General features: G+C 69.9%; 10 protein-coding genes and 1 pseudogene. 2 read left to right on the top strand and 9 right to left on the bottom strand.

What is annotated here, in order from left to right; all coding sequences use genetic code 11:
* Positions 1–62 precede the first annotated feature (62 nt).
* The 6 genes and pseudogenes from ACFXC1_RS01690 to ACFXC1_RS01665 all read right to left on the bottom strand — a co-directional run bounded on the left by ACFXC1_RS01690 (position 63) and on the right by ACFXC1_RS01665 (position 4,265).
* Positions 63–626 carry a carbohydrate-binding protein gene (locus tag ACFXC1_RS01690; RefSeq protein ID WP_381237307.1) on the bottom strand — a complete coding sequence of 188 codons (564 nt, stop codon included), beginning with the start codon at positions 624–626 and terminating at the stop codon, positions 63–65.
* Positions 627–644: 18 nt separating this feature from the next.
* Positions 645–911, bottom strand: a pseudogene (locus ACFXC1_RS01685) (right-handed parallel beta-helix repeat-containing protein); the annotation flags it as partial.
* 24 nt (positions 912–935) lie between these two features.
* Complete coding sequence (locus ACFXC1_RS01680; protein WP_381237304.1) at positions 936–1,205, bottom strand: hypothetical protein; 270 nt, start codon at positions 1,203–1,205, stop codon at positions 936–938.
* A 172-nt stretch (positions 1,206–1,377) separates the two neighbouring features.
* Positions 1,378–1,644 carry a hypothetical protein gene (locus tag ACFXC1_RS01675; RefSeq protein WP_381237302.1) on the bottom strand — a complete coding sequence of 89 codons (267 nt, stop codon included), beginning with the start codon at positions 1,642–1,644 and terminating at the stop codon, positions 1,378–1,380.
* A 64-nt stretch (positions 1,645–1,708) separates the two neighbouring features.
* Positions 1,709–3,415, bottom strand: a complete 1,707-nt coding sequence (locus tag ACFXC1_RS01670; RefSeq protein ID WP_381237300.1) for an LCP family protein — start codon at positions 3,413–3,415, stop codon at positions 1,709–1,711.
* Positions 3,416–3,593: 178 nt separating this feature from the next.
* Positions 3,594–4,265 (bottom strand): lytic transglycosylase domain-containing protein, encoded by a 672-nt coding sequence (locus tag ACFXC1_RS01665; protein WP_381237298.1) that lies wholly within the window; start codon positions 4,263–4,265, stop codon positions 3,594–3,596.
* A gap of 165 nt (positions 4,266–4,430) precedes the next feature.
* Between ACFXC1_RS01665 and ACFXC1_RS01660 the strand changes: the two genes are divergently transcribed.
* Together ACFXC1_RS01660 and ACFXC1_RS01655 are read left to right on the top strand one after the other, a co-directional pair.
* Positions 4,431–5,090 (top strand): double zinc ribbon domain-containing protein, encoded by a 660-nt coding sequence (locus ACFXC1_RS01660; protein WP_381237295.1) that lies wholly within the window; start codon positions 4,431–4,433, stop codon positions 5,088–5,090.
* A 154-nt stretch (positions 5,091–5,244) separates the two neighbouring features.
* A complete protein-coding gene (locus ACFXC1_RS01655; protein ID WP_381237292.1) occupies positions 5,245–5,556 on the top strand; it encodes an SH3 domain-containing protein in 312 nt (103 codons plus the stop codon).
* On the opposite strand, the gene ACFXC1_RS01650 is transcribed toward ACFXC1_RS01655, so the two are convergent.
* The 3 genes from ACFXC1_RS01650 to ACFXC1_RS01640 form a co-directional block, all read right to left on the bottom strand.
* Positions 5,487–6,161, bottom strand: a complete 675-nt coding sequence (locus tag ACFXC1_RS01650; RefSeq protein ID WP_381237290.1) for an AfsR/SARP family transcriptional regulator — start codon at positions 6,159–6,161, stop codon at positions 5,487–5,489. The two genes, ACFXC1_RS01655 and ACFXC1_RS01650, sit on opposite strands and share 70 nt — an antisense overlap.
* Before the next feature lie 359 nt (positions 6,162–6,520).
* On the bottom strand, positions 6,521–7,876 hold the full coding sequence (mgtE, locus tag ACFXC1_RS01645) for a magnesium transporter (protein ID WP_381237288.1): 1,356 nt from the start codon (positions 7,874–7,876) through the stop codon (positions 6,521–6,523).
* Between the two features lie 388 nt (positions 7,877–8,264).
* On the bottom strand, positions 8,265–9,011 hold the full coding sequence (locus tag ACFXC1_RS01640; protein ID WP_381237285.1) for a VOC family protein: 747 nt from the start codon (positions 9,009–9,011) through the stop codon (positions 8,265–8,267).
* Between the last annotated feature and the right edge of the window lie 22 nt (positions 9,012–9,033).

Below are 9,033 nucleotides of genomic sequence, written 5' to 3'. Positions count from 1 at the left end.
CCGAGGGTCCGGCGGCACCGTGGGGAGGGTGGGGTCAGGGTTGAGGGGTCAGGGGTCAGGGGTCAGGTGGCCGACGGCTTCGGGGTGGTTAAGGTGGTGGCGGCGGTGCCGGTGGTGTCCGAACTCGCGGCGAAGGCCAGGTAGTTGATGTTCCAGCCGCCGGTGTCCTGATCGAGTGTCAGAACCTGGCGGCCGGCGGGCAGTGTCACCCGGGTGGTCACGGTGGACCAGGTCTGCCAGTCGCCGGTGGCGGGCAGGTCGACGGCTCCGGTGAGGTTCGTGCCGGAGGCGTCGGACAGATGGAGCGCGCCAGACACCGCGGTCGGGGCCGCGACCCGGAGGCCGAGGGTGTACGTGCCGGCCGTGGCGACGTCGACCGTGTAGCGGAACCACTGTCCGGCGCCGGTCCAGCCCAGGTTGTAACCCCCGCCGGTGTCCGCGGTGTTGTCCGGGTCCACGCCGTCGGCGCGGTAGGAGTTGGCGTTGCCGTTGACGGAGGTCACGTTGTAGGCCACCCCCTGGCCGCCGGTGTCGTAGTCCTCCGCCTGCACCGTGCCGGGCACGGCCGCCGGGGTGCCGCCGTAGGGGCCCTCAGGTGCGGGCGGCGGCCAGTGGTTGTCGCTCAACGTGGCGGTGAAACCGGTGGAGTTGTCGACGAAGGCCGAGGCGCCGGAGCGAAGTCCCGTGACCGTGTTGCCAGTTATCGTCGCGGAGCCGGTGGGCGAGGGGTGGAACGGCGGCGAGATCGAAATGCCGTTGCGGCCCGGGGTGTTGACGGTGTTGTCCTGAAGCAGGGTGTTGGTCGAGGTGGAGAAGCCGATGCCGTCGTAGAGGGAGTCGGTGACCGTGTTGCCGGTGACCGTGACCTTGTCGACGGTCCCGACGTTCTGTCCGTCGCCGCCGTTGCCGATGTGCAGGGCGGGCCGGCCCTGGCTTTAGGCGTTGCCGCCGGAGCGGACCACGGTGTTGCCGGTCACGGTCGCGGAGAGCAGGTCGCTGCCGTTGACACCGAAGCGTCCGGCGCCCAGGCCGATGTAACGGGCCGTGTCACCAACGTAGTTGTCCTTGACCGGGTGGCCGCTGCCGCCGTAGATGCCGACGCCCTTGCCGCCCCAGGGCGCGATCGAGGTGTTGTCGCTGACGGTGACATTCGTCATCGGGTTGTAGTAGGTCTTGGAACCGTCGCTGTTGGTGTTGTAGTTCACCGAGTTGCTCCCTCGCGGAGTGGGGGAATCCGGCGCCCCGACCGTACAGAGCCCGCATCCAGCCCGCTAGATTACGACGAAGTAAAGAATGAATTGCGCAAATGTCCGCAAGTTCCTTGTGTCATCGCGCAATTCGCAAATGTGGCGCGCCGTGTCGTGGAGCCCCCGAGGGCTACTCCTCGTTGAAGCCGCGCGCCGCGTCGTAGATGTCCAACTCGATGACGACCACGAAGAAAGACGTCACGACGTAGTGGATGTTGACGCGGTCCTCCCAGGCCGAACGCGTCACGGTGTCGGTGGTGTAGACGAGCTGACTGTCGTCGCCCTCGGGATCGGCCGCGATCCGGTCGACAAGGCGCTCGAACTTCTCCCGGTCCGAGGCCGGCATGTAGTCACGGAACCGCGCCACCTGCTCGGTGAACTGCACACGTCTCTTCATCGCGGCAGGATCATACGGACGCGGGGAGGACGTCCGCTCGGAATATTGCGACGGTCTTCGTCGGCTACGAAGCGGAGTCCTTCCTGCTGCTCGCCGCCGCGTAGGCCTGGGCGGGTGTCATCGGCACGCCGTTCAGGGACACGGTCTTGTACGGGCTGACCTTGGCGCAGGTCTTGGACTGGTCGGCGGTCGAGGCGTTGGCGTTGGAGACGGCCGCGTGGGTGTCGGCGGGGGCGGCGGACGATGCGCTCGAGAGCGTCGTGCCGGTGGTCCAGTCGGCGCCGATGACGAGGGTCAGGCCGCTCGCGCTGCTCTGGGTGAGGTGGGAGGCGGACAGGCCGAGGGCGGAGGCCACCGTCTGTGCCTCGGCCTTCTCGCCGGGGCCGTAGGTGAGTTTGGTGGTCGCCGTCTGTTCGGGTGCGTTGCCGGTGCTGGTGCCGGGGCTGAAGCCCTTGGCGATGAGCGCGTTGGCGATCACGGAGGCGCGTCCGCCGATGGTGGTGCCGTTCTCCACCTTTACGGCGACCTCGGCGGCCGGCACCGCGGCGGGCGCGGTCGCGGAGGGCGAGGAGGATGCTTTCTTCTTGCCGCTGCCCGAACTCAGCGACTGGTCGTTGGCGATGGCCGCGAACAGCGACTTGGCACCGGCCGCCGGGACGACGCGGTCGGCGTTGGCCGGGTCGGCGCCGGTCTGCATGGTGGTGAAGGTCATCCGCTTGGACGGGACCTTGTCCAGGTCGGTCGCCAGGTCCACGAGCTTGCCGACACTGCCGAGGCCCGTGTCGACGGTCAGGGCCTTGGTGGCGGCGTCGGCCAGGGAGTACACCTTGGCGGGGTTGGCCAGCGTGCCCGCGCTCTTGAACTTGCGGATCATCGCGCTGAGGAAGAGGTGCTGGGAGACGGTACGGCCGAGGTCGCTGCCGTCGCCGAAGCCGTGCCGGGAACGGACGAACTCAAGGGCCGCGGTGCCCTTGAGCGTGTGGGTGCCCTTGGCCAGTTTCAGGTGCGAGTAGGTGTCGTACACGTTGTCGCTGACGCAGACCGAGACACCGCCGACCGCGTCGGACATCTTCACCACGCCGGCGAAGTCGAGCATCACGAAGTGGTCGATGGTGATGCCGGTGAGCTGGTGCACGGTCTTCACCTGGCACGCCGGACCGTACTGCAGCGCGCTGTTGATCTGGCCGTAGTAACCGGCCGTCGTCTGGCTGCTGTCCGGGTCCTTGCAGGCGGGCACCTGGGTCATGGTGTCGCGCGGCACGCTCATCACGGTGGCGTTGGAACGGTCCGCGGAGACGTGCACCACCATCTCCACGTCCGCGTTGTGGCCGACGGTCGACTTCCCCGAGCCGCAGCCGCCGCCCAGTTTGCAGTCGGCCGCGTTGTTCCGGCCGTCGGAACCGATCACCAGGAGGTTGATCGGGGTACGGCCGAAGGCGTCGGCCTTCTCCTTGCCGCCCGCGCCGTCGTCGAGGGCGACGCTGTTGATGTTGCCGTTCAGGTGCTGCCAGAGCCAGGTGCCGACTCCGGCGGTGACGAGGATCAGCGCCGAGACCGTGATCAGGGCTATGCGGGCGGCCCTGCGGCGCCGGGCCACCGGTTTGGCCCGGCGGCGCGAGCGGTGACCGCCGTTCCGCGCCGCCTGCCGCGCGGCGGCTCTGCCGGCCGGTGGCCGATGGGCAGACCCTTCGTCCGCTCTGCGCGGACGTGGCATGCCGGAGCGATCCCGCGTGGCCGCACGGCCGGACCTCTCGCCCCGGGGGTCGCTCATCCACCACTCCCTACGCTGTCACCGGCACCGGCACCGACCGCCGCCCCAACTGGCCCACCCGCACGTCAGGGCACACCCCTCGCACCGGATGATTGCGCAATATAGCAACCGTCATCGGTGCCGCCGTTGGGCTCTCCCCCTGAGGCGCGCCGATCAGGCGGCGGAGGTCTCAACTGCCCTACCCGGCAACGGCTTTCGCGGCCCTGGCCCAGTTGGCGTGCAAGCGGTCCAGGTACGACTGGGCCTGGCTGCCCGGTGTCGTACCGCGGGCGAAGGCGAGCATGTTGCCCGCGCCGGTGTTGTAGCCGAGGGCGAGGAGATCGTCCTTGCCGAGGGAGGTGTGGCGGGTCGCGGGGAGTTGAGCCGCCAGGTCGTGGAGGTACCAGGCTTCGGCCTCGATGGCGAGGTCGCGGTCGTCGGGCAGTTCGTCCCAGCGCCGGTCGGCGAAGTCCCGGCCCTGCTTGACCTCGTCGAAGGTCGCGCGGTGCATGTTGGCGATACCGAAGGCCGCGTCCGGCTTGTACCGCTGCCAGGCCCGCTCGAAGGCCGCGTCGTGCGGCTTGTAGGCCTCGTTGTAGAGGATCGCCATCACCAACTGGGCGCTCACTCCCGCCTGTTGGGCCCGGGTACGGACTTGGGACACGTAGGCGGCGGGGTCGTAGGACGAGGTGGTGGGCGAGGGCGAGGGACTGCGCGAACCGCCCGCCGTCGCCGATCCGGACGCCCCGGTCGCGGGGTGCGGAGTCGCTGCCTGGGGAGTGTCGGCCGCGCGTACGAGGACGTAGACGACGACCGCGAAGACCGCGAGCACGAGCCATCGCCACCGGGTCCGGGACCGGGGTTCGGCCATCTCCCGCCTTCTCTCAGGACGGCGTGCACATCCTGAGTCCGAACGTACCGCAAGCCCTTCCGCTGGGCAGATGTCCCCCCATCATCGGGAATTTGGCCAGAACCAGTACCCTGCCGCTCGCGTCATACGGCAGTGTGCCGACGGCCTGAACTGTGGGGGGACCACGTGAGCGGTGAGATCTACTTCAGCAACAACTACCGAGACCTGTGCGTGCGCAACGGAACGGGGGCCGGTTTCCAGTTCGAGTTCTCGTGCGCCCGCTGCTACGACACATGGCGTTCGCCGTTCGAGGCGTACGTCGGTGAGCGGGCCGCCACCTGGCTCGGCAAGGGCGTCGATGTGGCCTGGAGTCTGCTGGGCAGCGCGGGCCGGGGAGTGTCGTCCGCGGCCGACGGGCTCGCGGGAGCCGGCTGGGGGCAGGCCCGCGACCACGCGTTCCAGCAGGCGATCGACAACGCGGAGGGGCACTTCAACCGCTGCGCACGCTGCACCGACTACGTCTGCGGACGCTGCTGGAACGCGGCGCAGGGCCTGTGTCTGCGCTGCGCGCCCGACACCGCGGCCGAGGCCATGGCGGCCCAGCAGCGCGGCCTCAACGACATGGCGTCCCAGCGGGCGTACGCCGCGGGCCAGCAGGCCGGGCAGGGCTACGACCCCACCCCACCACGGCAGTTGGTGTGCCCGCAGTGCCGCACCGAGACCCATGGCGCCGCCTTCTGCTCCGGCTGCGGCTATCACCTCGCCCAGTCCAACGCGTGCGCGTCCTGCTCCGCCACGGTGCCGGACGGCGCGGCGTTCTGCCCGGGGTGCGGAACGCGGCGGTAGCGGCTCACGACATCGGCCGGGGGCGGTCGGTGACGCCGCGTCTGCGGCACGGCCGACGCTCCCGCTTCCCCACCCGTGCCGCTCGGCACGGGTCGGGAGCGGTCACAACCGGGCCGGTGGCGGCCGGTAGGTGTAGCGGGCCAGTTCCTGTCCGGTGGTCTCGTACGGTCTCGCGTCCGTCGCAGTGGCCGCACTCGCCGTTCCGGCGGCCGTGGTCGGAACGGCCGGGTCCGCGTCCGCGGCGGCGGCCTGCGGTACGTCCGGCCCCATCCTCGACCCGGGCGCCTATGTCAGGCAGACGGCAGGCGTCTCGGCGAACATGCGCACAGGGTCCAGCACCGCTTGCCCCAACAACGGCCACTACGCGAACAACCAGGACGTCCCGAACTACTACTGCTACACCTTCAACGGCACCGCCACCTGGACGTACCTCAAGAACGAACCAACGGCACGTACGGGTGGGTGAGCGACTCCCTGCTGCCCAACAACGGCTCCCACTACTACTGCGGCTTCTGAACCGGAGCACTCCGGCCGAGCCGGCGCAGCCGGGCCCGGACGCCGTCCGAGCCCGGTACGCCGAGTTCGCCGAGGATGTCCGCCGCGCTCCGGGCGGCCCGCTGTGCAGCTCGGGTCTCGCCGGTGCGGGGCTGCCGATGCCCTCCGCGAGGATCTTGTCGAGCCGGGCCAACTCCCCCTCCCGGCCGCTGAAGGCCGGTACAGGATCGCCCGGTGGATCTGCCGGAGTTCGGTACCCGGATCGGCGCCCAGTTCCCCGGCCAGCCCCTTCCGTACCTCGGCGAAGCACTCCAGGGCCTCGGCGCCGCGCCCCGCCTCGTACAGCGCCCGCATCAGCACGGCCACCAGCGGCTCCACGAGCGGGTGTTCGCCGATCAGTTCGGGCAACCAGCCGATCACCACCGCGTGGTTGCCCACCGCCGTCTCCGCGTCGGCCCACGCCGTGACCGCGGCCAGCCGCTGCCGCTCCCAGCTGTCGCGCATCCGCGACACCCACTCCCCCGACAGTCCGGTGAGCGGCTCCCCGCGCCACAGGTCCTGAGCCTCGCGGAGCATCCCCCCTCCGGCGGCTCCTCGCCCCACGCCCGCCTCATCAACGTCTCGAGCGGCACCGCCAGGCCGGCGTCCACGGCGAGCGCCGCCATCACACTGCGCCGCTGCGGAGGACCTACGTCGACCTGGCCGCGGCCCACTATCCCGACGGGCCCGAGAAATCTGAACGTCACCACGACAACCGCCGGCGATCGGACGCGCACACCGTCCGCACTCTGCCCTGGCCGGTCAGCCCTTTCACCGGCGTCGCCCTGTCGACGCCTCCCAGGCACCAGGCCACAACACACGCTACGAACGCGTCAGACAGCCCGACAAGGTTCCGACCGGTCAGGTCTTCCCCTCAGCGTTCGGGGCCCATCCCGTCAAATGCCCAGCACCGCGCGGGCGGTGAGGAAGTAGATCACCAGCCCCGTGGCATCCACCAGGGTCGTCACCATCGGGGCCGACACCACCGCGGGATCGATGTGGAGGCGTTTGGCCAGCAACGGCATGGCGCCACCGACCGTGGCCGCCCACCCGCAGATGATCACCAGCGTGACGCCGACGACAACGGCGATCTGCGCGCCTACGAACAACGTGCCCAGCACCATCCCGAGGGTGGCCAGCATCGTGCCCAGCACCACGCCCACTCTGCACTCGCGCCAGATGATCGCCGGCAGATCGGAGACGCGCACTTCACCCACGGCCAGCGCCCGTACCGCGGCGGTGGCCGCCTGCGCTCCCGCATTGCCTCCGGTGCCGATCAACAGCGGGATGAACATGGCCAGTTGAGTGACCCTTTCGAGCGTGCTCTCGAAAGCCTCTGTCACGGTCACCGTGAGCGTCGCGGCCAGTAGCAGAAGCAACAGCCACACGACCCGATACCGCGCCAACTGCCAGACGGACGCCGCCATGTAGTGCCCCATCCAGGGAGCCGCCCCGGACTGCAGCACGACATCCTCCGTGTCCGCCTCCTCGATGACCTCGACCGCGTCGTCAATGGTGAGCAGCCCCACGAGCCGCTCCTCGCTGTCGACGACCGGCAGGGCCAGGGCATTGGTCTCGCGCATGAGGCGCGCGGCGCCCTCGGCGGAATCGGAGGCGTACGCGCGGGCAGCGCCGGTGACGACATGGTCCGTGACGTTGTCGTCCGGCGGACTGAGCACCAGCTCACGCAAGGTGACCACGCCGCTCAGGCGGCGCCCGGTGTCCACGACCGGCAGCGTGTAGACGGTCTCCGCGTCCGCGCCCTTGGTCCGGACCCGTTGGAGTGCCTGCCCTACCGTCGACTGTCCGTCGAGGGCGACGACTTCCGGTGTCATGTAGCGCCCCACCGAGCCCTCCGGGTAGCCGAGCAGCGCCGCCGTCACCTGGCGCTCGTGCGTGCTGAGCCCGGCCAGGACCCGCCGGACCACCTTGGCGGGCGCTTCGCGCAGCATGCGCACTCTGTCGTCGGGGTCCAGTTCCTCGACCAGCTCGCGGAACGCCACGTCCCGCAGTCCCATCAGGATGGCCTGCTGATCCACGGGTTCCAGCTCTTCGAACACCTCGATGGCCTGGTCCTTGCCTAGCAGCCGGAACGCGACGACCGCGTCCACGGTGTCCATCCGGGCCAGATCGTCGGCGATCACGTGCGAAGGGCGCCGGCACAGCAGGTGCTGGGCATCGCAGAGGTCATGGCGCTCCAGGGCGTTCTGGAGCTCGGTGGGCAGTTCGTCGGGCAGCTGAGTGTGTGTCATGACAGGTCACCTCGGCGGGACGGAGGGAAGGAGCATGCTCTCCTGCTCGAAGGCGCATACCGGAGTCCGTCACCGCCCTGACAAGGGTCAGCCGTGAGCCGTCACGGCCCGCGTGGGTGAGGGGCTGCGGTACGCCGGGGCTGACTGGGAGGTTCGCTCTGCACGGCGAACCACCTCCTTCTTCCACTGACGAATGTCCTGGGCCGACAGGCAGATCGTGCTCACGCCGTACTCCACGCGCGAGCCGTACGGCCGATCTGCGGGGTTTCTTCCGTACCGGATGAGTCGCCTGAAGGATGCGTGCAGACGATCAGGGCGTCGAAGCGCCGAGGCGCCACGGTGACGCCCCGGCGGGATGTACCGGCCCACCGGGGCGGCTCTCGGGCCGTCAGGTGTGCTGGACCAGGGCGAAACTCACACCTGCCGGGTCCCTGAGTACGGCGACTCGTCCGACGCCGGGCGCCTCGGAAGGCGCGGACACGACGGTGCCCCCCAGCGCGACCGCGGCGACGGACGCGCCGTCCACGTCCGCGACACCGAAGTGCAGGGTCCAGCCGGCGGCGCCCTCGGGCCCGCTCGTGATGCCGCCGAACTCCGCGACTCCGCCGACGAAGGTCAGATGAGCCGCGGCCCCGCCGGCCGGGGGTACAGCGGCGCTCCAGCCGAAGACCTGGGTGTAGAACGCCTTGGCGCCGTCGATGTCCGGTGTGCTCAGGCCGAACCAGGACAGCGCGCCGGGCTCACGCACCAGTCCGGAACCGGGGTGCTTGTCGGGCTCCCAGGCGCCGAACACCGCCCCGTCCGGGGCCTCGTAGACGGCCGCGCTACCGGCGACCGACACCTTCGTGGGCGGACTCACCACACGGCCCCCGGCCTCCTCGACGGCCTTGGTCGTCCCGTTCAGGTCGTCCGACATGAAGTAGACGCTCCAGCCGGCCGAGTGCTCCTGCCCTTCCCTGAGCTTGACCGCGCCCACGATCTTCTCGCCCCGCAGCACGAAGTTCACGTATCCGCTGGGTAGTTCGAGGGCCTCCCACCCCAGAAGGGAGGTGTAGAAGGTGCGGGCAGAGGCGACGTCGGGGGTGTCGAGATCCGCCCAGCACGGTGCACCGGCAGGATGACGAGTGATCTTCATCGGTTCTCCTCGGGTCACAACG

The sequence above is a fragment of the Streptomyces hokutonensis genome (assembly GCF_042751305.1).
In the GTDB taxonomy this organism is placed as follows: Bacteria; Actinomycetota; Actinomycetes; order Streptomycetales; family Streptomycetaceae; genus Streptomyces; species Streptomyces hokutonensis_A.
This window is presented reverse-complemented; position numbering and strand designations above follow the sequence as displayed.